General features: G+C 72.4%; 18 protein-coding genes. 12 read left to right on the top strand and 6 right to left on the bottom strand.

Translation table 11 applies throughout. From position 1 onward, the window contains the following. Window positions 1-152: 152 nt before the first annotated feature. On the top strand, window positions 153-1961 hold the full coding sequence (locus V6U90_RS12675; RefSeq protein ID WP_334434831.1) for a hypothetical protein: 1809 nt from the start codon (window positions 153-155) through the stop codon (window positions 1959-1961). A gap of 225 nt (window positions 1962-2186) precedes the next feature. Here V6U90_RS12675 and V6U90_RS12670 read toward each other — a convergent pair whose 3' ends face one another. Further along, on the bottom strand, window positions 2187-2495 hold the full coding sequence (locus tag V6U90_RS12670; RefSeq protein ID WP_334434829.1) for a transposase: 309 nt from the start codon (window positions 2493-2495) through the stop codon (window positions 2187-2189). Window positions 2496-2703: 208 nt separating this feature from the next. Between V6U90_RS12670 and V6U90_RS12665 the strand changes: the two genes are divergently transcribed. Next, window positions 2704-4056, top strand: coding sequence for a hypothetical protein (locus V6U90_RS12665; RefSeq protein WP_334434826.1), 1353 nt, complete (start codon window positions 2704-2706; stop codon window positions 4054-4056). 36 nt (window positions 4057-4092) lie between these two features. On the opposite strand, the gene V6U90_RS12660 is transcribed toward V6U90_RS12665, so the two are convergent. From V6U90_RS12660 to V6U90_RS12645, 4 genes are read right to left on the bottom strand one after another with little or no spacing between them, the layout of a single operon-like run. Next, window positions 4093-5391, bottom strand: a complete 1299-nt coding sequence (locus V6U90_RS12660; protein ID WP_334434823.1) for a polysaccharide pyruvyl transferase family protein — start codon at window positions 5389-5391, stop codon at window positions 4093-4095. A 17-nt stretch (window positions 5392-5408) separates the two neighbouring features. Then, window positions 5409-6044 (bottom strand): PIG-L family deacetylase, encoded by a 636-nt coding sequence (locus V6U90_RS12655; protein ID WP_334434821.1) that lies wholly within the window; start codon window positions 6042-6044, stop codon window positions 5409-5411. Further along, window positions 6044-6982: a sugar phosphate nucleotidyltransferase gene (locus tag V6U90_RS12650; protein ID WP_334434819.1), complete on the bottom strand. Its 939-nt coding sequence runs from the start codon at window positions 6980-6982 to the stop codon at window positions 6044-6046. Before V6U90_RS12650 ends, V6U90_RS12655 begins: the two co-directional genes overlap by 1 nt. Continuing rightward, window positions 6979-8208 (bottom strand): class I SAM-dependent methyltransferase, encoded by a 1230-nt coding sequence (locus V6U90_RS12645; protein WP_334434817.1) that lies wholly within the window; start codon window positions 8206-8208, stop codon window positions 6979-6981. The genes V6U90_RS12650 and V6U90_RS12645 overlap by 4 nt, the downstream gene beginning before the upstream one ends. On the opposite strand from V6U90_RS12645, the gene V6U90_RS12640 reads away from it, so the two are divergent. Genes V6U90_RS12640 through V6U90_RS12625 form a run of 4 tightly spaced genes read left to right on the top strand, consistent with a single transcriptional unit; the run spans window position 8202 to window position 13180 of the window. Then, window positions 8202-9458: an NAD-dependent epimerase/dehydratase family protein gene (locus tag V6U90_RS12640; protein ID WP_334434814.1), complete on the top strand. Its 1257-nt coding sequence runs from the start codon at window positions 8202-8204 to the stop codon at window positions 9456-9458. The two genes, V6U90_RS12645 and V6U90_RS12640, sit on opposite strands and share 7 nt — an antisense overlap. Then, entirely contained in the window at window positions 9455-10651 is a 1197-nt protein-coding gene (locus tag V6U90_RS12635) for a class I SAM-dependent methyltransferase (protein WP_334434812.1), read from the top strand. Before V6U90_RS12640 ends, V6U90_RS12635 begins: the two co-directional genes overlap by 4 nt. Window positions 10652-10664: 13 nt before the next feature. Next, window positions 10665-11579, top strand: a complete 915-nt coding sequence (locus V6U90_RS12630) for a glycosyltransferase family 2 protein (protein ID WP_334434810.1) — start codon at window positions 10665-10667, stop codon at window positions 11577-11579. Next, window positions 11576-13180 (top strand): lipopolysaccharide biosynthesis protein, encoded by a 1605-nt coding sequence (locus V6U90_RS12625; protein ID WP_334434808.1) that lies wholly within the window; start codon window positions 11576-11578, stop codon window positions 13178-13180. The genes V6U90_RS12630 and V6U90_RS12625 overlap by 4 nt, the downstream gene beginning before the upstream one ends. Before the next feature lie 21 nt (window positions 13181-13201). Here the strand turns inward: V6U90_RS12625 and V6U90_RS12620 are convergent, their stop codons facing one another. Next, entirely contained in the window at window positions 13202-16015 is a 2814-nt protein-coding gene (locus tag V6U90_RS12620) for a PQQ-dependent sugar dehydrogenase (RefSeq protein ID WP_334434805.1), read from the bottom strand. A gap of 478 nt (window positions 16016-16493) precedes the next feature. On the opposite strand from V6U90_RS12620, the gene V6U90_RS12615 reads away from it, so the two are divergent. From V6U90_RS12615 to V6U90_RS12590, 6 genes are read left to right on the top strand one after another with little or no spacing between them, the layout of a single operon-like run. Then, window positions 16494-17795: a glycosyltransferase family 4 protein gene (locus tag V6U90_RS12615; protein ID WP_334434802.1), complete on the top strand. Its 1302-nt coding sequence runs from the start codon at window positions 16494-16496 to the stop codon at window positions 17793-17795. Continuing rightward, window positions 17774-18619, top strand: a complete 846-nt coding sequence (locus V6U90_RS12610; RefSeq protein ID WP_334434799.1) for a hypothetical protein — start codon at window positions 17774-17776, stop codon at window positions 18617-18619. The genes V6U90_RS12615 and V6U90_RS12610 overlap by 22 nt, the downstream gene beginning before the upstream one ends. 31 nt (window positions 18620-18650) lie before the next feature. Beyond that, window positions 18651-20003 carry an O-antigen ligase family protein gene (locus V6U90_RS12605; protein WP_334434796.1) on the top strand — a complete coding sequence of 451 codons (1353 nt, stop codon included), beginning with the start codon at window positions 18651-18653 and terminating at the stop codon, window positions 20001-20003. After that, entirely contained in the window at window positions 20000-20836 is an 837-nt protein-coding gene (locus V6U90_RS12600; protein ID WP_334434794.1) for a glycosyltransferase family 2 protein, read from the top strand. Before V6U90_RS12605 ends, V6U90_RS12600 begins: the two co-directional genes overlap by 4 nt. Then, window positions 20830-21675, top strand: a complete 846-nt coding sequence (locus V6U90_RS12595) for a glycosyltransferase family 2 protein (RefSeq protein ID WP_334434792.1) — start codon at window positions 20830-20832, stop codon at window positions 21673-21675. Before V6U90_RS12600 ends, V6U90_RS12595 begins: the two co-directional genes overlap by 7 nt. After that, on the top strand, window positions 21672-22637 hold the full coding sequence (locus V6U90_RS12590) for a glycosyltransferase family 2 protein (RefSeq protein ID WP_334434790.1): 966 nt from the start codon (window positions 21672-21674) through the stop codon (window positions 22635-22637). Before V6U90_RS12595 ends, V6U90_RS12590 begins: the two co-directional genes overlap by 4 nt. The last annotated feature ends 56 nt before the right edge of the window (window positions 22638-22693 follow it).

The following is a 22693-nucleotide window of genomic DNA, read 5'->3' as shown; positions in this document are numbered from 1 at the left end:
CGAGGGCGCGGGGCCGCACCGGGACACCGGGGCGGCCCTGCCTCGTACCGGGGGCTGAGAGGCCGTTAGCGATCTGTCCCGATGGTGAGTAAGGTCCCATCAGCACCTTCCGTATTGCCGCACAAGTGCCGGATGCGTGTGAGGATGGGGACATGTCGCACGGCGAGGAACTGTTCGCCCTTGGTGGAGAAGTGAGCACGGAGCCCAGCTTCGAGTCTGCTCTGCGGGGGTACGAGAAACGGCAGGTGGACCGGTACGTCGCTCGGGCGGAGCACGAGATCGCCACGTTGGCGGCGGAGCGTGAGCAGGCGTACACGCAGATCCACAAGCTGGCCGGGCAGGTCGAGGTGCTGCAACGCGACCTGGCCAACCTGCGCCGCCAGGCGGGCGTGAAGGACCGGGCGTCCTTCCGCCACCTCGGCCCCCGGGTCGAGCAGATCTTGACCCTCGCCGAGGAGCAGGCCGAGGCGATCCAGGCCTCGGCGAACGAGGAGATCGAGGCGCGCCGGGCCGCTGCCGAGCACATCGTCGACGAGGCCCGCGAGCAGGCCGCCAAGGCGTTGCGCGACTTCGAGCTCGCGTTGGCCGCGCGGCGGGCCGAGGAGGAGAAGTTCAGTGCCGCCCGACGGGCGGAGGCCGAGGCAGCCGTGGCCGCCGCTGCGGATGAGGCGTCCCGGCTGCGCGAGGCCGGCGAGGCCGCCCGGGCCAAGGCGCTGGAGGAGGCCACCCGGCTGCGGGAGGCCGGCGAGGCCGCGCACACCAAGGCCCAGCAGGAGGCGAAGCAACTCGCCGAGGCGGCCCGGACCGCGCACACCAAGGCCCAGCAGGAGGTCACCCGGCTGCGGGAGGCCGGCGAGGCCGCCCACGCCAAGGCGGTCCAGGAGGCGAAGCGGATCACCGAGCAGGCCACCGACGCGGCCAAGCGGACCCGGACCGAGACCGAGGCGTTCGTCCAGCGGATGCGCACCGAGACCGAGGCGTACGTGCAGCAGGCCCGCGCGCAGACCCAGCAGGAGTTGGGCTCCTGGCGGGACGGCGTGGAGAAGGAGATCACCGAACGGCGCAACGCCGTGGAGCGGGAGCTGACCGAGCAGCGGACCGCAGCCGAGCAGGAGCTGGCCCGGCAGCGCGCCGAGCTGGAGCAGCAGTCCGCCGACGAGCGGAGCCGGATCGAGCAGGAGGCGGCGCAGATCCGGCGCAGTGCCGAGGAGGAGGCCACCCGGGTCCGCGCCGAGGTTGAGGCGGCTGCGGTGGAACTGCGGAGGCAGGCCGAGCACGACGCCGGGGAGCTGCGCCGGCAGGCCGACGAGCATGTCGCGGCCTCGAAGCGCCAGTTCGAGGAGTACGCGGCAGCGGCGCAGCAGCACCTGGCCACCACCCAGCAGCATCTCGCCGCCACCCAGCAGGAGGCGGCGGCCAGCCGGCAGCAGCTGGCCGAGGTGATGTTGCAGATCGCCCAGGCCCAGCAGCAGCTCGCCGACCTGCGGCAGGAGACCTGGACGTCCCGGCAGGAGTCCGACGAGGTCCAGCGGGCGCTGGCGGAGGCACGTCGCGAGCTTGCCGGCGCCGAGGCTGCGGCGATCACCCCACCGGCTCCGGCCGGTACGGCCGGGCCCACCCCACCGGCGCCTGCCGGTGCGGCCGGGCCCACCCCACCGACGCCCGCCGGTGCGGCCGAATCACCGGCGCCCACCGTCGGGGCGGACAAACCGGGAGGTACCGACCAGCCGTCCGGGTCGGACCGGCCGGCGACCCGACCCGTCGCGGAGCCGGTGACCGCCGGGGAGCCCGCCGGGCTGGAGGACGGCGAACCGACCGTGGCCGCCGTACCCGGTACGGGTGGCCGCAAGCCGGTGCCGACCAGGATCACCAGCACCGGTGACACCGGCAAGAAGCCGACCAAGCCGACGAGTGACGAGCGGAGCAGCAAGCCGAAGAAGGTCGCCGTCGAATCGGATTGACGTCCTCTCCGCCTAAAGGACGGAGATTCCCTCCACGCTGCGCGTGGACCGCGCGGCGTGGAGGGTGGGTTACCGCTTCGCCGCGCGGTGCCGGGACGAGTCCCGGTCTTACCTGCGCTCCACGGTCGTGTGAGTTGTCCGCCTGCCCGGCGGCCAACACGTTGACGGCGGCGTTGACGTCCCGGTCGTGGGCGGCTGCGCAGGGGCAGTCCCACGCTCGGACGTTCAGGCCATCTTCTCGTCGATCCGGCCACATGCCGAGCACATGCGGGTGGACGGGAAGAACCGGTCCACCCGGGCGAAGGTGCGGCCGTATCGGGCCGCCTTGTACTCCAACATGCTGGTGAAACTGGCCCAGCCCGCATCGTGCACGGACTTCGCGAGCCGGGTCCGACCGAGACCGGTCACGCCCAGGTCCTCGACATGGATCGCTTGGTTGTCGCGAACTACCCGCGTGGACAGCTTGTGCTGCCAGTCCCGCCGGGCGCGGGTCAGCCGTCGCCCTCCGGGCCGGCCAGCGGAGACCCGATCCACGCCATGTGTCCATAATGCGTCAGATCAATAACTGTAGTGCTATCTATGGATACTTGTAGGATTTCATCTAAAAGGTGGCAACCTAAGTACCAATCGGACGACTGAACCGGACGAGGCGCCGGGCCGGGAGCACCCGGCAGATCGAGGCGGGGGCCAGACGGATCGATCGCCGACCGTACCCCGCCTACGCAGATCGCAGGGGGAAACGATGACCGACCACACTCTCTCCCCATCCGCTGCTCACCTGCCCGGCCCGACGCCACCATCCGCACGCCCGCCGCGCCGCCACCCGGCCGCGCTGGTCGCCGGCGCCTGCCTGTTCGTGCTCGCGGTGACCAGTTACCTGGTCGTGGTCGGGACCAACGCCGCGCACGCCGACCGGCTCGTGCTCGACGATGCCGACGCGGTGATCTGGGGGCAGACGATCCGGCGACCGGTGGAGATCGCCGCCGACCGGGTCACCCTGCGCCGGGTCAGCGTGCAGGCCGGCGGCGGGGTGGCCATCCGGATCCGGCCCGGGGTGACCGGCACGGTCATCGAGGACAGCGAGATCCGCTGCATCAGCCGGGGCACCGACGGCATCGCCTCGGGCAACTACTCCGCCATCCGGGTCCGGACCTTCGGCTGCCGGGAGCCCTTCCGGGGCAGCCCGGACACACCCGCCTCGGTGGTCGGCTCCACCCGCGACGGCGCGCCCTATCCGGATCGCTCGCCCGGCTCGGAACCGGCGGGCACCCCGGTCGCACCCGGACCGATCGGCAGCAGCGAGGCGGCCGTAGCGCCAGCGCCGCCGGCGGTGCAGGTGGCACCGACGCCGATCACCTACTGGCCCGGCCCCACCACCACCGGCGTACCGGCCGGCACGGTGCTGCGCGCCTCCGGCTCGTTGAACCTGGTCACCCCGGGCCAGGTCATCAGCGGCCTCGACATCACCGGATGCGTGGCGGTCCGGGCGAGCAACGTGATCATCCGTCGCTCGAAGATCACCTGCAACAGCACCACCTACGCCATCCGGGTCTACGCACCGGCGATCAACCTGGTGGTCGAGGATGTGGAGATCAACGGCACCGGCCGCACCTCGGCAACCGTCTGCTGTGGCGAGTACACCCTGCGCCGGGTCAACATCCACAACACCATCGACGGTCCACGTGTGGGCAACCGGACGAACATCCTCGACTCCTGGATCCACGACCTGGCCCGGGTCACCGGCTCGCACAACGATGCGTTGCAGACCACCGGGGCCAGCAACATCGTGATCCGACACAACCGGCTGGACGCGTACAAGCCCAGCACCGCCGACCCGATGAACGCCTGCCTGATGATCGGGTCCGAGATCGGTCCCTCGGTGACCAACCTGCTCTTCGAGAACAACTACTGCAACGGCGGCAACTACTCGATCGGGGTACGCACCGACCTGGTCGCCTCGAACGTCCGGTTCCGGGTCAACAAGTTCGGCCGCAACTACCGCTACGGCATCATCTCCCGGCCCAACCAGGCTGGCATCATCTGGGAACGGTCCACCAACGTCTGGTTCGACAACGGACTACCGGTGATTCCGTGAGCCGCCGGTGCGGCGGGCCGGTACGCGGGCCCGGCATCAACGCTCCCCCAGCCGCTGTCCGGCATCCGCGCCGACCGCCCACGCGAGAATCTCGTCCACCTGCGCACCGGCCCGCCGGACCACCTCGGGGGTACCCACGGCCAGTTCGGCGGCGGCGACGGCCCGGTCCCGCCAGGACGTCAGCAGCACGTCCAGCAGTTCGTCGTCGCCGAGCCGGCGGGCGTCGGCGACGTGCCGCTGCTGCCCCAGGCAGGCGAACACCCCACGGGCCTTGCGGCTGTACGCGACGACCGCCGCCGGTACCGCCGAGGAGAGCGCGGCGATCGTGGCGTGCATCCGCATCCCGCAGAACCACGAGGTGCGGGCGATCACCCACTTGGTCTGGTGCGGATCCAGCCCGCGCGGCAGCAGCAGGACCCGTCCGGGGTGGCGGGTGGCGAGCGCGGCGTACAACTGGGCGCTGGCGGCCGTGTCGTCGTCCGGCCCACCCGGGGTCCGCACGTGCGGCACGATCACCACCCGGGTGTCCGCCTCGGCGAGCAGCCGCTCCCCCAGCCGCCGGGCCACCCGGCCGGGGTCGGCCACCAGGCCGAACCGGGCCCGACCCTCGGGGCGGGTCAGCAGGCCACTGACGTTGACACCGGCCACCGGGCCGTCGGCAGCGGCGAACCAGCCGGCCAGCCGGTGCCGGAGCGGGCCGCCCGGTGGGCGGCTGGCCAGGGCGAACGCGACGTCGACCCCCTCCCGGTGCCGGGCCGGGTCGACATCGGCGCCGAGCAGGTCGACCAACGCGGCGTAGCTGTCCGGATCCCGCGCCCAGGCCATCGCCGCGCCCCGGGTGAGCGCGGCGGCCTGGGCCCGTGCCCGGGGATGGCGGAACGGCCCGTAGGTCTGCGGGAGCAGCACCAGCGGCCGGCCGCGCAGCAGTGCAAGCCGCTTCGGCCAGGTCACCGACCGGAACCGGTGCGCGCCGTAGAGGTCGCTGAAACTGTCCCCACCGCTCGCGTCGAGTACCACGTCGGCGGCGTCGATCCGGGCCAGCCCGACGTTGCCGAGCCCACCGAGGGCGGCACTCACCCGCATGTTCAGGTAGGACTCGGGCCGGTGGTAGCGGCGGGAGTGCCGGGCCCCCACCAGTTCGATCGGCACCGGGTGGCCGGCCACGAAGGCGTGCCCGGCCCGCTCGCCCCAGCCGTCGTCGAAGACGGTGACCCGGGCCTGCGGTACCCGGGCGAGCACCGCACCCAGGGTGGCCGCGCGCAACGCCCCCACACCGAGGTTGAGGTGCGCGCCGGGTACCCCGAACAGGCACACCGACAAAGCCCGGTCGGTCACCGGGGAGGTCTGACTGGTCAAATCCGGACCACCGCTTTCTCACAGCGGTACGCCTCGGCGTACCGGGATCGGCATTCCACGCCACGTAGCCGGGCCAGCCCGAGGAAGACCTCGTCGTCCCACCAGTCCCGGCCGGACTGGGACGGGAAGTGCTTGTGCAGCAGTTCGACCTTCCGCCGGGCCTGCGCCTCGGTCAGCGGCAGGTACACGTTGCGCCGGCCCAGGTCCCCGTCCCACTTCGGGATCTCGTAGTGCAGCACGGTGCCGGACCGGAACGCGGTGGGCACCAGCGCCGCGACGGTGCGGTGGTCCTGGTGGGCGTCGCCGGGGTCGGGGGCGACGACCAGATCGGCGGGACGGGCCCGGGCCACCGCCTCGATGGCGGCCTTCGCCTCGGCCCAGTACGCCGGCAGCCGGCCGTCGGGCAGGCCGTGCAGGGTGAAGGTGACCTCGGCACCGGCGAGGAAGGCGGTGGCGGCGGCCCGCGCCTCGGCGTGCCGGTGCGGCGTACCGGTCAGCAGGACGTAGTGCACCCGCAGCCCGGCGGTCGCGGCGAGGGCGAGCAGCAGGCCGCCGGCCCCGATCTCGATGTCGTCCGGGTGGGCGCCGAGCAGCACCACGTCGCGTACCCCGGTCAGCTGCAACGCCGGCATCAACCGCTCAATGCCGGGGAGTCGGGCCGGGGTGCGGCCGACGGCGCGACGGGCACGGTGGCGGCCGACGGCGCGACGAGGGGCACGCTGCCGGCCGACGGCGCGGCGAGGGGCACGGTCGCGGCCCGTCCGTCGTCCGGTCGGCGTACGGCGCCGGACCGGCCGACATCCCAGAGCATCCATGGGCAGCGCGCGGAACGGTAGAGCTCCTCCAACTCCGCGCGGTCCTTGAAGGTGTCCGCGGCCCGCCAGAAGCCGGTGTACCGCTGGGCCAGCAACCGCCCGTGCGGCAGCAGCCGGGCGAACGCATGCGGGACCAGGTCCTCACCTGCCCGCAGGACCGAGAAGATCTCCGGGCGGAGGATGAAGTAACCACCGTTCTCCCACTGCATCAGTTCCCGGATCGGGCGGATCCGGGCCACCCGGTCCCCGGTGCCGATGTCGACGACGTGGTGGGTGGACTGGACCGGTACGGCCAGCAGGCTGGCGGTGGCACCGGCGGCGGCGAACCGGTCCACCAGTTCGGGCAGCGGGGCGTCGGTGAGCGTGTCGGCGTAGTTGGCCAGGAACATCGGCTCGTCCTGCACGTACCGGCGGACCTGGGCCAGGCGCTCGCCGACGCTCGTGTCCAGTCCGGTGTCGATGAACGTGATCTGCCAGTCGGTGATGTCGGTGGAGAAGAGCCGGATGTCCCGTCCACCCATGGCCAGGGTGAAGTCGTTCGACAGCGTCTCGTCGTAGTGCAGGAAGTAGTCCTTGACCGCCGCCGCCCCGTAGCCGAGGCAGAGGATGAAGTCGGTGTGCCCGAAGTGGGCGTAGTAGCGCATCACGTGCCAGAGCAGCGGTCGGTCCCCGATCATCGCCATCGGCTTCGGCGCCGAGGTGGTGCCCTCGCGCATCCGCATGCCGAGCCCGCCGCAGAACAGCACCACCTTCACGGCGCGATCTCCAGCCGGGGGATCGGGAAGACCAGCCGGCCGCCCCACTGCCGGACGTACGCCAACTGCCCGGTCAACTCGGCGCGCAGGTTCCAGGGCAGCACCAGCACGTAGTCGGGGCGGTCGGCGGCGATCCGCTCCGGCGGATGGACCGGGATGTGCGTACCGGGGAGGAACCGGCCCTGCTTGTGCGGGCTGCGGTCCACCGTGTAGGCCAGCAGGTCGGACCGGATGCCGCAGTGGTTGAGCAGGGTGTTGCCCTTGCCCGGGGCGCCGTAGCCGACCACCCGTCGGCCGGCGGCCCGGGCGGCCAGCAGGAACTCCAGCAACTCCCGCTTGATGGTGAAGACCGCCTCGGCGAACCCGGCGTGCCCGGCGAGGCGGTGCAGGCCGGCGTCGGCCTCGGCGGCGAGCACCGCCTTGACGTTCGTCGACGCCTCGCCGGTGGCGCCGGGCCGGGCGTGCAACCGCAGCGATCCGCCGTGGGTGGACAGTTCCTCGACGTCCACCACGCCCAGCCCGGCGGTGGCCAGGGCCCGCCGGGCGGTGGCCAGGGAGAGGTACTGGTAGTGCTCGTGGTAGATGGTGTCGAACTGGCGGCCCTCGATCAGCCGGAGCAGGTGCGGGAACTCCAGCGTCACCAGGCCGGTCGGTTTCACCAGCGCGGCCAGTCCGGCGGTGAAGCCGAGCAGGTCCGGCACGTGGGCGTAGACGTTGTTGGCCACCACCAGGTCGGCCCGGCCGTACCGGTCGGCCAGGGCGGCGCCGGTCCGCGCGCCGAGGAAGCAGGTCTCGGTGCGTACGCCGGCCGTCCGGGCCACCTCGGCGATGTTGGCCGCCGGCTCCACCCCGAGCACCGGGACACCGGCCGCCACGAAGTGCCGCAGCAGGTAGCCGTCGTTGCTGGCGACCTCGGTGACCAGGTGCTCCGGCCCGAGCCCGAGGGAGGCGACCATCGACTCGGCGTACCGGCGGGCATGCGCGACCCAGGAATCCGAATACGACGAGAAATACGCGTAGTCCGAGAATATCTCGCTGCCGGACACGTACTCCGGCAATTGCACGAGGAGGCAGGACGGACAGATCCTGACATGCAGCGGATAGAAATTCTCCGGCCCGTCCAGCGACTCGGCAGACAAATAACTCTCACATAACGGAGACATGCCGAGATCAACGAAAGTCTCCGTGGCCGGCGCGCCACAGAGTCGGCATCTGACATGTGCCATGCCGGTCCTCTCGGAAGAATCAGCAGCTCAGCGCAGCAGCCCCGGCGCGCTCCGGTCACGCTAGCCAGCCGGAAAGAGCCTCGGCGGCTAGAGTAGAAAATCTGACAGTCAACCGATTGATCTGTACCCCGATCCTAAACTCGCCTTCTCACTCCGCCGACTTACCGGAGCCCCGCGTGCGCGTTCTCGTGACCGGCCACCACGGCTATATCGGAACTGTTCTCATGGAACTTCTACGGGCGGAAGGTCATGAGGTGACGGGCCTGGACACCGGTCTCTACGCCGAGTGTCTGCTCGGCCCGGCCCCGGCCGGGGTGCCGGAGCTGCGGGTCGACCTGCGGGACGTCCGCCCGGAGCACTGCGCCGGCTTCGACGCCGTCTGCCACCTCGCGGCACTCTGCAACGACCCGGTCGGCAACCTGAACCCCGAACTGACCTACGAGATCAACCACTGGGCCACGGTCCGGCTGGCCGGTGCGGCGAAGACCGCCGGAGTGACCCGGTTCCTCTTCTCCTCCTCGTGCAGCCTCTACGGTGCCGGGGCCGACGACCAGCCGCTCACCGAGACCGCCCCGTTCGCCCCGGTCACCCCGTACGGCGAGTCGAAGATCGGCGCCGAGCGCAGTCTCATCGCGCTCGCCGACGACGACTTCTCCCCGGTGTTCCTGCGCAACGCCACCGCCTACGGCTACTCCCCCCGGCTCCGGGGGGACCTGGTGGTCAACGACCTCACCGGGCACGCCCTGCTCACCGGCGAGGTGCGGCTGCGCTCCGACGGCTCCGCATGGCGGCCCCTGGTGCACGTACAGGACATCGCCGGGGCGTTCCTCGCCCTGCTCACCGCGCCCCGCGAGCAGGTACACGCGCGGGCGTACAACATCGGCTCGACCAGCGAGAACTACCTGATCCGCCAGGTCGCCGAACTGGTCTCCGACGTGGTGGTGGGTTCCCGGATCACCTATCTGGGCGCCGCCTCGGCGGACCTGCGCAACTACCGGGTGAACTGCGACCGGATCGCCGCCGAGGTACCCGACTTCCGCCCCCGCTGGACGTTACGCAAGGGCATCGAGGAGCTGGTCGAGGCGTACCAGCGGTACGGGCTGACGCTGGCCGACCTGACCGGCGAGCGGTACCAGCGGCTGCACCGGCTGCGCGCCCTGCGGGCGGCCGGCCGGCTCGACAGCGGGCTGCGGTGGACCGACGGGCCGGCGGTGAGCGGCGGACTGCGCTGGGCCGAGGGGGTCCGGTGAACGAGGGCACCACCATCGGTCCCGCTCCGGTGACCGGTTGCGCCGCCTGCGGAGGCGGTCCACTGGTGCGCTTCGCCGACCTGGGGGCGATCCCGGTGCAGTGCGGGGTGCACCTCGCCAGCCGGGCGGAGGCGACCGCCGCACCGCTGGGCCGGATGACGCTCGGCCACTGCCCGGGCTGCGGGTACGTCCGCAACCTCGACTTCGACCCGGACCTGCTGGTCTACGACACCGCGATGGACACCAACCTGCACCACTCGCCGGCCTTCCAGGCGTTCTCCACCGAACTCGTCAAGCGGCTGGTCGAGCGGTACCCGCTGGCCGGCGCGACGGTGCTGGACATCGGCTGCGGGCAGGGCGAGTTCCTCCGCGAACTGTGCCACGCGGCCGGCGCCCGGGGCCTCGGCTACGACGCCATGTACGCCGGGCCGCCCGGTCCGGACCCGTCCGGCGCGGTCCTCCACACCGGGCACGCCCCGCTGGACGGCGATCTGCCCCCGTTCGACCTGGTCACCTCGCGGCACTGGTTCGAGCACCTGGCCGACCCGTACGGCTTCCTGGTGCGGCTGCGCGAGCTGGCCGGCGACCGGCCGGTGTACGGCTACCTGGAGGTACCGGACGCCGGGTACGACCTGGCCACCGCCGGCTGGGAGGTGATCTACCCGCACGTCTCCTACTTCGACGGGTACGCGCTCTGCCGGATCGTCGAGCGGGCCGGTTGGACGGTACTGGACACCGGGCTGCTCTTCGCCGGAATGTTCCGGTACGTGGAGATCGGGGTGAACACCGACACCGGCCCGGCGACCCGGCGACCGGGTGCCGCCGACCGGGACCGGCACCTCGCCGCGATCGCCGGTTTCGCCGACCGGCACGACGCGGAACGGCGCCGGTGGGTCGACGAGTTGGACCGGCGGATCGCCGGTGGGGACCGGCCGGTGCTCTGGGGCGCCGGTTCGCGGGGGGTGCAGTTCCTGCACCTGGCCGACCCGGACCGCCGGCTCGGCGCGGTGGTCGACGTGAACCCCCGCAAGTGGGGCCGGTACCTGCCGGTGACCGGGCACCAGGTGACCGCCCCGGACACCCTCGGCACGCTCCGACCGCGCACCGTGATCATCACCAACCCGGCGTACCGGTCGGAGATCGGTACCGCGCTGCGCCAGCTCGGCGTCACCGCCGAACTGCTGGTCGCCTGAGCGGGGCCGGCCGATGCCCGACACGCCCCGGGTGAGTCTCGGTGTACCGCTCTACAACGCCGAGCGCTACCTCGAATGCTGCCTGGACGCCCTGCTCGCCCAGGACCATCCGGACTTCGAGATCGTCATCAGCGACAACGCGTCCACCGACCGGACCTGGCGGATCTGCCAGGAGTACGCGGCCCGCGACGACCGGATCCGGTTGTACCGCAACCCCCGGAACCTCGGCGGCCACGTCAACTACACCCGGGTGGTCGAGCTGGCCCGGGGCGAGCTGTTCAAGTGGGTCGCCTACGACGACATCTGCCTCCCGGGGTACGTCAGCGCCTGCGTGGCCGCCCTCGACGCCGCCGGCCCCCGGACGGTGCTCGCCTATCCCCGCACCCTGCTCATCGACGGGTCCGGCGAGCCGATCGGCGCGTACCCCGACCGGCTGGGCTGCCCCGACCCCCGGCCGTGGCGACGGGTCGCGCAGGTGGCCCGCTACATCAGCCTCTGCCACGCCCACTTCGGGCTGTTCCGGATCGCCACGCTGCGCCGTACCCGGCTGATCCGCCCGTTCCTCTCCTCCGACTACTCCTTCCTCGCCGAGGTGGCCGCCCTCGGTGAGATCCACGAGGTGCCGCAGCAGTTGTTCCTGCGCCGGCTGCACGGTGCCTCCACCCGGCAGTCCCCCACCGGCACCCTGGCCGACGCGGTCAGCTGGTTCGCCCCGGAAGGGCGGTGGGTGCTGGCCCCCCGGCTCCGGATGCTGGCCGAGACGCTGCGCATCCTCGCCACCGCCGACGTCGACGCGGGTACCCGGCTGAGCTGCACGCTCGCCTTCGCCGCCACCTGGGGCACCCGGCGGGTCCGGGTCTACACCGGCCGGTGGCGGCGGCAGCTCACCGGGCGCCCCACCTCGGCCCCGCTCGGCGGTGGCCGGTGACCGCGGGCACGACCGGAGCGGTCGACCCGACCGACACGACCCGGACCGCCGGGGCGACCGGGACCGCCGACACGACCGGGACCGCCGGGGCGGTCGACCCGACCGGCAGGACCGACACCTCGTCCGCACCGGCAGGCCGGTCCCGGGTCCGGGCTGCGATCGGCTGGTCGTACCTGCTCACCGCCGGCCGGGTCGGCTCGTCGATCCTGGTCACCTTCCTGCTGGCCAGGCTGCTCGGGCCGACGGAGTTCGGGCTGCTCGCGATGGCCCTGGTGTTCATCACCATCGCCCAGACCCTCATCCAGCAGGGGCTGGTGTCAGCGATCGTGCAACGCGACGTACTCACCCCGGCGCACCTGGACGCGGCCTTCGGGGTGCTCGTCCTCGCCGGGATCGGGATCGGCCTGCTCACCGCCGCCGCCAGCCCGCTCTGGGCGCTCCTCAACGGCACCCCCGAGCTGACCGCCATCTGTCTCGCACTCACCCCGCTGGTACTGGTGCAGGCCCTGGCGATCGTGCCGGAGGCACTGCTCCGCCGGGAACTGCGCTTCCGGGCGGTGGCCCAGCGCACCCTGCTGGCCGCCGTGCTCAGCGGGGTGGTCGGGGTGGCCCTGGCGCTGGCCGGGGCCGGGGTGTGGGCGCTGGTCGGGCAGCAGTTGGTCAACGGCCTGGTCAGCATGGTGGTGGTCTGGCTGGTCTGCCCGTGGCGGCCGGGCCGGCGGCTGCGGCTGGGCGCCATCCGGGAGCTGTGGGCGTTCTCCGCCCACTCGGCGAGCGCCGGGCTGGGCATCCTGCTCAGCAACCGCGCGGACGTCATCGTCACCGGCATCTTCTTCGGTCCCGTCGCCACCGGCATCTACCGGCTCGCCGCCCGGTTGCCGGACCTGCTGGTCGACGTCACGGTCCGCTCGCTGCAACAGGTGGCGCTGCCGTCGCTGTCCCGGTTGCAGCGGGAACGGGTCGCCTTCGCCGCCCACCTGACCGGATTGCAGCACCTCGGTGCGGTTGCCGGACTGCCGGTGCTCGGGGTACTCGCGGCGACCGCCGGGCCGCTGGTCGCGCTGCTCGGACCGCAGTGGGCCGGTACCGAGACGCCGCTACGGCTGCTCTGCCTGTACGGCGCGGTCAACGTCTACGGGGTGCTGCTCGGCCCGGCGTTGCAGGCGGTCGGCGAGCCCGGCCGGCTCGCCCTGGTCACCTGGATCCGGGCGGTCCTCGGCGTGGCCGTGCTGGTCGCCCTCGGCCTGCTGCTGACCGGTCTCGACGACGTCCGCCAGGCCACCGCAGTCGCGCTGGCCGGCATCGGCCTACAGATCATGGTCAACGCGCTGGCCATCTGGTTGACCGTGCGCCACACCGTCGGCACCTCCGTGGTCCGCTTTCTCGCGCCCACCGTGCCGGCCGCGCTGGCCGCGTCCGCCACCGCCCTGCTCGCCCCGCCCCTCGCCGACCGGCTCGCCATCGACGCGCTACCTCCCCTGGTCGCCACCGGACTGGTCGGTGGCGGCGCCGCACTGCTCACCGCCGCACTGCTGGCCGCCACCGACCGCCGCCTCCGCCGGCTGGTAAGGAAGGGCCCCTTCTTATCGCATTCGGTATAGGAAGGGCCCCTTCCTAACAGCTCAGGAGACTGGATGGAACATGATCGCGGTGCCGTTGGCCAGGGCCGCCCGGTTCACCGAGTGGACCACGGCCCCGGTACCCGTGTCGTTCTCCAGGCCCACCGTGGCGCTGTCCCCCCGCTCCCGGGGCTTGGTCAGGCTCAGGTCGGTGTAGTGGAAGGTGATCGTGCCGGTCTCGGCGAACACCGCGGAGAAACTGATCCGTGCCGACGTCGAGCCGTACAGGCCGATGTTGTGCCACTCGACGACGAACCGGCGCTGCCCGACGGCGTCGGACCATCCGGTACGGACCGCGGAGTCGGCGCGGACCACCAGGTCGTCCCAGAACGGCGCGACCATGGCGTTGGGCGGGGCCGGATCGGGCAGCGGTCCGTTGATCGGCTGCGATCCACCGGGGTCGGCGAACGCGAGGAACCCGTTGCTGGAGACCCAGGCGGCGGTCCGGGTCAGGCCGTGGAACGGTACCGGGAAGGGCAGCGCGACCGGGACCACCACGTCGTCCCCGGTCAACGGCAGCACGGTGGCGTCGGCTCCGACGTACGGCTGACCGGTCTCGGTGGTCAGCCGGTACCCGGTGCTCCCACATCCGGTGCCGGTGAAGGTCGCCGTCCAGGTGCCGCCGGCTGCGGGCGCGACCAGCGCGTGGGTCTGGGCACCGCCGTCCGACCAGCGGGCGAAGACGCAGTCACCCTGCGGGCTGGGCGCGCTCAGGGTGGTGGTCGCGCCGATGATCACCCGGGCCACCGCCGGGGTGGTCAGCTCGGTGCCGTTGACGTTGACCCGCAGCCCGGACGGGACCGTGGTGAACGCAAGGTCGACGGTGGCGGGGTCGAGCCGGAGCGTCGTGCTCCCGGTGAGACCGGCGCTGTCGGTCGCGGTCAGGGTCAGTTCCAGGTACGACGGGTACTCGTGGTCGGGGCCGGGGAAGGAACCGCCGGTCACGCCGGTGAGTTCCTGCATGACGTGACTGTGGCAGTCACCATCGGTGGTGCAGTGCCGGTTGACCAGCCGCCAGTGCAGCGCCGACGCCGGCAGTGGCCCGTCCTGCGGGTCGGTGGCGTGCCCGGCGAAGGTGACGGGTTGCCCGACCCGCCAGCGCAGCCCGGGATCCGGCAGGTCGATCACCGGAACCGGGGCGCCGATCCCGACCAGGATCTGCACGCTGTCCGTGTCGGCCAGACCGCCGGGGTCGGTGACCCGCAGCCGGGCGGGGTACGTCCCGACCGTCGGGTAGGTGTGACTCACCCGTACCCCGGTGGCGTCCCAGGTCCCGTCGCCGGTGAAGTCCCACTGGTAGCCGAGCACGTCACCGGGGTCCGGGTCGGTCGAGCCGGACGCGTCGAAGGTGACGGTCAGTGGTGCCGCGCCGGAGACCGGGGTGGCCCGGATCTCGGCGACCGGTGGCTGGTTGCCGGAGGTGTGGTGGAACCGGCGGACCGTACCGCCGGGCAGGTCGACGTAGTAGACGTCGCCGTCCGCTCCCACCTGGAGGTCCACCGCGAACGCGGTGGCGGAGAACCCGGTGATCCGCGCCGGGTCGGGCAGCCCGTCGGCACCGGCCCGCATCACCCAGACGCAGCGCCGGGAGTAGTCGGCGAAGAAGAGCGCCCCCGCGTACTCGGCCGGGTAGGCCCCGCCGCTGCGCGGATAGAAGGCCACTCCACTCGGCGACGACCCGCCGGTGGGGCAGCCGTCACCGGGGGCGACCACCTGGTTGTGCGCATAGGTGTGGTACGGGGCGGTCACCGTGCCGGCGGGTGCCCGGTAGAGGCTCTCGCAGAGATCGAGGTTGGCCGCGTCGAAGCCGCTCTGCCGGCTGTTCCCCTCGTAGCAGGGCCAGCCGTAGTTGGGTACCGGCCGGGCGAGCGGGTCGGGCAGCCGGTTGATCTCCTCCCAGTTGCGCCAACCCACGTCGCCGAGCCAGACCTCCCGGGTGCCGGGCCGGAAGGTCCACCGGTACGCGTTGCGCAGCCCGTGGGCGACGATCCGGCGGGTGTTCGGGTCGGTACTGCCGGCCAGTGGGTTGTCCGGTCGGGCCGCGCCGGTGACCGGGTCGACCCGGATCAGGGTGCCGCTCAGGCCGGTCGGGTCACCGGTGGTACGCAGGTCCTGCGAGCGCAGCGCGCCCCCTTCGGCGGTGGGCGGGGTGGGCACGGTCCCGGCGGGCACCGGCGGGTCGCCGCACGGGTTGGGTGGGCTACCGCCCTGCCCGTAGTCGGTGTAGGAGGCGGCGGCACCGTCGCCACCGGTGACGTAGAGGGCGCCGTCCGGGCCGAAGTGCAGGTCGCCGACGGAGTGGGTGTCGCTCTGGGTGCACCAGTCGTGCAGCAGCACCTGCTCGGCCCCGGTCATCACGTCCCCGGCGGCCCGCAGTCGGCTGACCCGGGCGCTGGAGCGGCAGTTCCCGAGCCTCGGGCAGGTGTCGTGGTACGTCGGCGCGCTGCCGCCGACCACCCCGTCGTAGCTGTAGCTGACGTAGACGTACGGGTTGGCCGGGAAGGTGGGGGCGAGGGCGAGACCGAGCAGGCCCAGGTCGGTGTAGTCGTACACCTGCGGGCGCAGATCGGCGAAGACGACGGGGGTCGGATCGCCGGGGTGGTCGAAGACCTTGATGAGTCCGCCCTTCTCGGCGACGAAGATCCGCCCGTCGGGCGAGAAGGCCAGCTTGGTGGGTCGGGTGAGCCCGGCGAGCACGATCTGGTCGGTGAAACCGCCCGGCAGGGCCGCAGCGGCCGGTGGCTGCCCGGGCGGCATTCCGATGGCGACCGGCAGGAGCAGGACGAGGGTCGCCAACAGGGACGAAGAACGGATCATGAAACGTGACACAACTGCCCTCCTAATTGTTTCGTCGGACCATTGGCCCGACCCGGCAGTTGTTCATCAGAATGACGCGCAGCGCGCCCACGTGGTGTCACGAGGCCGACCCTCGCCGGTCCACCCATCGGCGCGGGCTTAACGACCGATCAGGCAATCCGGGCCAGCCCATCCGACCCGATCTGGCGACCAGAGTCGCAGCTCAGGATGGCACAGAGCCCTTCAGAGGTGAATGATCATCGGATCACCTGAGTGGCTGGACAGTTTTCCGAAAAACCCTCCAATGAATCACATTCATTTCCCGACTGTCACCGGAACAGCAATCCTCCGATCAGTTCTATCCACTGCCTGAAACTGGACACCGCGCATTGGGCACGCCTTCTTGCCGACGGTCATTTCATCCAGCAGGGTCGGAAACGGTACGGGAATAAACCAGTCTTCAGCGGTGCGAGTCGGTGCCGGACGATGGGAGTGACTGATGGCGGACCGACAGCCGCACGTGGTGATCGTGGTCGTCAACCTGCCCGCCGAGCGGGACCGCCGGGTGATCCGGGAGTGCCGGGCGCTCGAATCGGCCGGCTACCGGGCCACGGTGATCTGCCCCCGGGGGCCGGCCCGGCCCGGCGTCCTGCTCGGTACGACCGGCACGGCGATCCGGTCCTTCCCGCAACCGTTGGCCGGCACCGGGGTGCTCTCCTTCGCCCTGGAGTTCGCCTGGGCCCTGACCGCGGTCACCGTACGGCTGCTCGCCCTCATGCTGCGGACCCGGGTCGACGCCGTGCAGGTCTGCAACCCGCCGGACATCTTCTGGCCGCTCGCCCTGGTGGTCCGTGCCGTCGGCCGGCCCTTCGTCTTCGACCACCACGACCTCTCCCCCGAGCTGTACGAGTGCAAGACCGACCGGCCGCATCCGGTGGTGCTGCGGGTCCTCCGGCTGTGCGAACGGCTCTCCTGGCGCTGCGCCTCGGCGGTGGTCGCCACCAACGAGTCCTACCGGCGGCTGGCCATCTCCCGGGGTGGCTGCGACCCGGACCGGGTGGTGGTGGTCCGCAACGGTCCCACCCTCGCCGAAGTCGGGTCGGGTCCGCCGGGGCACACCGATCCCGCCGACTCCGGTGCCGGCCGGATCCCGACGCCGCGCACCGGGCCGGACCGGGTACGCCGGACCATCGTCTACCTCGGAGTGATCAACCCGCAGGACCACGTCGAGACCGCGGTCCTGGCCGCCGAGGAACTCGCCCGGCGACGCGGCCGGACCGACTGGCGGCTGGTGGTGGCCGGGGACGGCGAGAGCCTGCCGGAGCTGCGCCGACTGAGCGTCGAGCGGGGCATCGACGACGTCGTGGAGTTCACCGGCTGGCTGGAGGCCGACGAGGTGGACGGGCTGCTGCACGCGGCGACCCTGGCGGTCCAGCCAGACCCGCCGACCCGGATGGCCCAGCTCTCCACCATGGCCAAGACGGTGGAGTACGTCGCCCGGGGCCTGCCGGTGGTGGCGGTGGACCTGCTGGAGACCCGGCGGACCGCCGGCGAGGCGGCCCGGTACGTACCGAACGGCACCCCGGACGAGCTGGCCGGGGCGTTGGACGCCCTGCTCGACGACGATCCGGCCCGGGCCGAGATGAGCCGGGTGGCCCGGGACCGGTTCACCGGCAGCCTGGCCTGGGACCACCAGGAGCGGGCCTATCTCGCGCTGTGGCGGCGGCTGCTGCCCGGTACCGCCGCCGCGCCGACGACGACCGACCGAAAGGCCACCCGATGGACCTCCTCGACCTCCTGAGACTGATGTTCCGGCGGTGGTACGTCACGGTTCCGGTCCTGCTCGGCGCGCTCGGTGCGGCAACCGGCCTCGGCATCTCCATCCAGCCGGAGTACAAGACGAGCGCCGCCGTCCTGCTGGTGCCGCCCACCACCGCGGTACCCGCACCGGCCCCGGGGGCCAGTCCGCAGCCGGGCAACCCCTGGCTGCGGGTCGGCGAGAACGCGATGGCCCAGGCGGTGCAGATCTCCGCCTCCTCCCACGACTTCCGCACCCGCGTCGAGGCCGCCGGCGGCGACCCCGACTACGAGGTCGGACTGGTCACCCGCAGTTCGATCCTGACCATCGAGGTGACGGCGGCGACCCGGGCTGAGGCCGCCGCCACGGTCGCCGCGGTGACCCGGCTGATCAGCGACGAGGTGGCCGGCCGGCAGGCGGAGTACCGGCCACGCGCCGGTGAGCAGATCACCACCGAGGTGCTCGACCCGGGCCGCAACGTCGTACCGTCCCGGTCCAACGTGCTGCGGGCCCAGATCGTGGTGGCCGGCGTCGGTGCGCTGCTCGCGGCGGCCCTCGCCGTGGCCTTCGACGCGTTGGCCCGCAGGCGGTCCGGTACCGGGCAGCGCCGTCGACGCGATGCCCGGACCACCGGCGACACCGGTCAGGCCCGGGTGGTGCCGCAGCGGCCACAGCCGACGGCCGGCCCGACCGGGACCGTGTCACCGGCAGCGGTACGCCCGCCGCTCAGCCCGGCCGGCCGACCGCAACCGACCGGCCGACCGCAGCCGGACGACACGGAACTGCTCACCGTCGTACGACCCGTGACCGACGATCCGACCCGATGAGCACACCGACACCCCTGCTGACGGAATGACCGTGCGGACCTACCTCTCGGCGCGCCGGTCGACCACCGTCTACGACGGGGTCACCGGTGCGGTACGACCCTTCCCCGACGCGACCGCCGGGATCGTCCTCGCGCTGCTGCTGTCGTACCTGCTCCCGGCGCGACTGATCTTTCCGCCGCTGACCACCCTGGGCCGGCCGGGCGTGCTGCTCGGGCTCGGGCTGTTCGTCTGGTGGGCGCTGAGCCGGCTGCACCCGGTGCTGGCCACCCGGAACCGGCAGCCGATGCGCTGGGCACTCGCCGGCTACCTGGCCACCCTGGCCCTCTCCTACGCCGCCGGTCAGGCCCGGGGGCTGCCGGCGTTGGAGGCCAACGGCGCGGACCGCACGGTACTGATGGCCCTCGCCGGAGCCGGGATCCTGCTGGCTGCCGCGGACGGGGTACTCACCCGGCAGCGGATCGACACCGTGCTGCGCTGGCTCTGCTGGTGCACCACGCTGATGGCGCTGGTCGCGCTGAGCCAGTTCGCCCTGCGCCTGGATCTGACCGTCTACCTGAAACTGCCGCCGGTGCTGGTCTTCCAGCGGGACCTGGTGGGCTTCGACGACCGGGGCGGCGGCGGACTGGTCCGGGTGGCCGGCACCGCCGGGCACTACATCGAGTTCAGCGTGCTGATGGTGATCGGGCTGGTGGTGGCGATCCACTACGCCCGGTTCCCGACGTCCCGCCATAGCCGGCAGATCTACACCACCCTGGCGATCGTCCAGGCCGGCGTCATCCCGATCTCGCTGTCCCGCACCGGGGTGCTCGCACTCGGCGCGGCGGTCGGGTTGTTCGCCCTGCTCTGGCCGCTACGGACCACCCTCAACGTGCTGGCCGTCGGCGTCGGCCTCGCCGCGTTGATCCAGGTCGTCCGGCCAGGGCTGCTGGCCACCCTCCGGGCGCTGCTGCTCGCCGGCGAGCGGGACCCGAGCGTGCAGGGACGGCTGGAGGACTACGACTTCGTGGCCCCGTTCATCCGGGAGCGTCCCTGGCTGGGTCGGGGCGTGGGGACCTGGCTACCGGAGACCTACCAACTGCTCGACAACCAGTGGCTGGTCAGCCTGGTCAGTACCGGCGTGGTCGGGGTGGCCGGGCTGGTCGGGCTCCTCGGGACCGGGGTGGTGCTCGCCAGCCGGATGTTCCGGTTGACCACCGACCGCCGGGACCGCGATCTGGCTGCCGTACTGGCGGTGACCCTCGCGGTCGCGGCCAGCTCGGCGTTCACCTTCGACGCGCTCTACTTCTCCACCTACCTCATCACCATCCACCTGCTGCTCGGGCTCGTCGGCGCGCTCTGGCGGGTCACCCGGGCGGACCGGACCAACCAGGACGGCAATCCATGATCGACATCCTGATGATCACCTACAACCGGCCGGAGTACGTCCGGCTGTCCCTGCCCCGACTGCTCGACGTCTGCCCAACCGACGCGCGGGTCTGGGTCTGGCACAACGGCACCGACCGGGCCACCCTGGAGGCTGTCGGGCAGGTCCGCGACCATCCCCGGCTGCACCGGTTCCATCACAGCCCGACCAACGCGGGGCTTCGCGAGCCGACCAACTGGCTCTGGGCGGAGGCGTCCGGCGAGTACCTCAGCAAGGTCGACGACGACTGTCTGGAGGACCCGGCCTGGCTGCCCACCCTGCGTCGGGCGCACACCGACGTGGCCGACTTCGGGGTGATCGCCGCCTGGCGTTTCCCGGACTGCGACGTCGACCCGGAGCTGATGGCCCCCAAGCTGGCCGACTTCCCCGGCGGGCACCGGCTGCTGCGCAACCACTGGGTGCAGGGCAGCGGCTACCTGGTCAAGCGGGAGGTGATCCGTCAGGTCGGGCCGATCGCCGCAGACGAGTCGTTCACCACCTGGTGCCTGCGGGCCGCCCGGCTCGGCTGGGTCAACGGCTGGTACCACCCGTTCATCCGGGAGGACCACATGGACGACCCGCGCAGTCCGCACACCATCTACCGGACCGACGCGGACCTGGCCGCCCGGCTGCCCCTGTCGGCCCGCAGCACCGGGGTACGCACCGTCGAGGAATGGACCGAACACATGCGGCACTCCGCCCGGCTCGTCCAGGCCGCCTCCCTCGACCTGCGGCACTACCAGGGCTGGCGGCTGCGCCGGCAGATCGTCACCCGGCGCATCCGGCGGGCGTTCACCGGACGGGCGCCATGGTGACCAGCTTGGTGATCGCCGCGCACAACGAGGCAGGGGTACTCGGTCGCGGCCTGCACCGGCTGCTCGGCGACGCCCGGCCCGGCGAGTTCGAGGTGATCGTGGTGGCGAACGGCTGCACCGACGGCACGGCCGAGCTGGCGCGGAGCGTACCCGGGGTGCGGGTGCTGGAACTGCCGGCGGCCGGTAAGCCGGCCGCGTTGAACGCCGGCGACGCGGCGGCGACCGGCTTCCCCCGGCTCTACCTGGACGCGGACGTCGAACTGGACACCGACGGGGTCCGGGCGCTGGCCGCCGCGGTCAGCGGGCCCGCCGCGCTGGCCGCCGCGCCCCGCCGGGTGCTCGACACCGCCGGTCGTCCGCTGCTGGTCCGGGCCTACTTCGCGGTACACGGGCGGCTGCCGGTCTTCCGGGGCGCCCTCTTCGGCCGGGGTGCGGTGGCCGTCTCCCGGGCCGGCCGCGCCCGGTTCGACCGGTTCCCCGACCAGGTGGCCGACGACCTCTTCCTCGACTCGCTCTTCCTGCCCGGCGAACGGCGTGAGCTGGACGACGTGGACTGTGTGGTGGCCACCCCACGCCGGACCGCCGACCTGTTGCGCCGGCTGGTCCGGGTCAGGGCCGGCAACACCGCGCTGCGGCGCAGCGGCATCTCCGGGGTACGCCGGTCCCGGCGGGCGTCCTGGCTGGTGGACGTGGTCCTCCCCCGCCCCTGGCTGCTCCCGGCCGGGGCCTGCTACGCGGCGCTGAGCGTGCTCGCCGGGCTGGCCGCCCGCCGCAGCGGTGGCCGGGTCGCCTGGGGTCGGGACGAGTCCAGCCGTACCCCGGAGGGGGCGGTGCGGTGACCCCACTGGTCTCGGTGATCATGGTCTCGTACCAGACCCGGCGGCTGATCCTGCGGGCGCTGGCCACCCTGCGGGACTCGGCCCCGGCGGTCCCGTACGAGGTGATCGTGGTCGACAACGCCTCCACCGACGGCTCCGCGCACGCGGTACGCGCCGAGCATCCCGACGTCCAGGTGATCCGGCTGGCCCGGAACATCGGCTTCGGTCGGGCGGTCAACGTCGGGGCGGCCCGGGCCCGGGGCGGGTACCTGCTGCTGCTCAACCCGGACACCGAGCCGGTCGGTGACCCGGTCGGTGCCCTCGTCGGGTACGCCCGCGACCACCCGGGGCACCGGATCTACGCCGGCCGGACGCTGCACACCGACGGCACCGACGACGGCCGCTCGGTCTTCGGTCTTCCGTCGCTGCGGGGGCACGTCTGCTACGCCACCGGCCTGTCCAGCGTGTTCCGCCGCGCCCGGTGGGCCAATCCGGAGGAGCTGCCGGGGCTGGACCGGCGGGTCGGCGGACCGGTACCCGCTGCCTCCGGCTGCCTGCTGCTGATCGACCGCGCGCTCTTCACCGGGCTTGGTGGCTTCACCCCGGACTACTTCATGTACAGCGAGGATGTCGACCTCTGCCACCGGGCGGTGGCGCACGGCGCGCAGCCGGTGCTGGTACCGGCCGCCCAGGTGGTGCACGTCAACGGGGCCGCCTCCACCGGCGTGCGGAAACGGGTGATGCTGCTCCGGGGCCGGATCACCTACCTGCGGTTACGCTGGCCCACCCGGCGGGCCCGGACCGCCGTCCGGCTGCTGGTCGCCGGGGTGGCGTTACGTGCCCTGGCCGCCCGACTCAGCAGACGGGACAGCCCGGTACGCGAGGTGTGGCGGCAGCGGGCCGACTGGCGGGCCGGCTGGCCCCCGGCCGCGTCGCTCGGCCCGGTGGAGATCCTCGACGCTGATCCGGCCCAGCCGGTCTGAGCAGCCGGGCGCCGGTCACCGGCCAACGCCGCGCGCCCCGCTCCGCCCCCGCTCCG

Source organism: Micromonospora sp. CPCC 206060, assembly GCF_036906895.1.
Taxonomy (GTDB): Bacteria; Actinomycetota; Actinomycetes; order Mycobacteriales; family Micromonosporaceae; genus Micromonospora.
The sequence above is the reverse complement of the archived record's forward strand: the minus strand, read 5'-3'. Positions and strand labels throughout refer to the sequence as shown.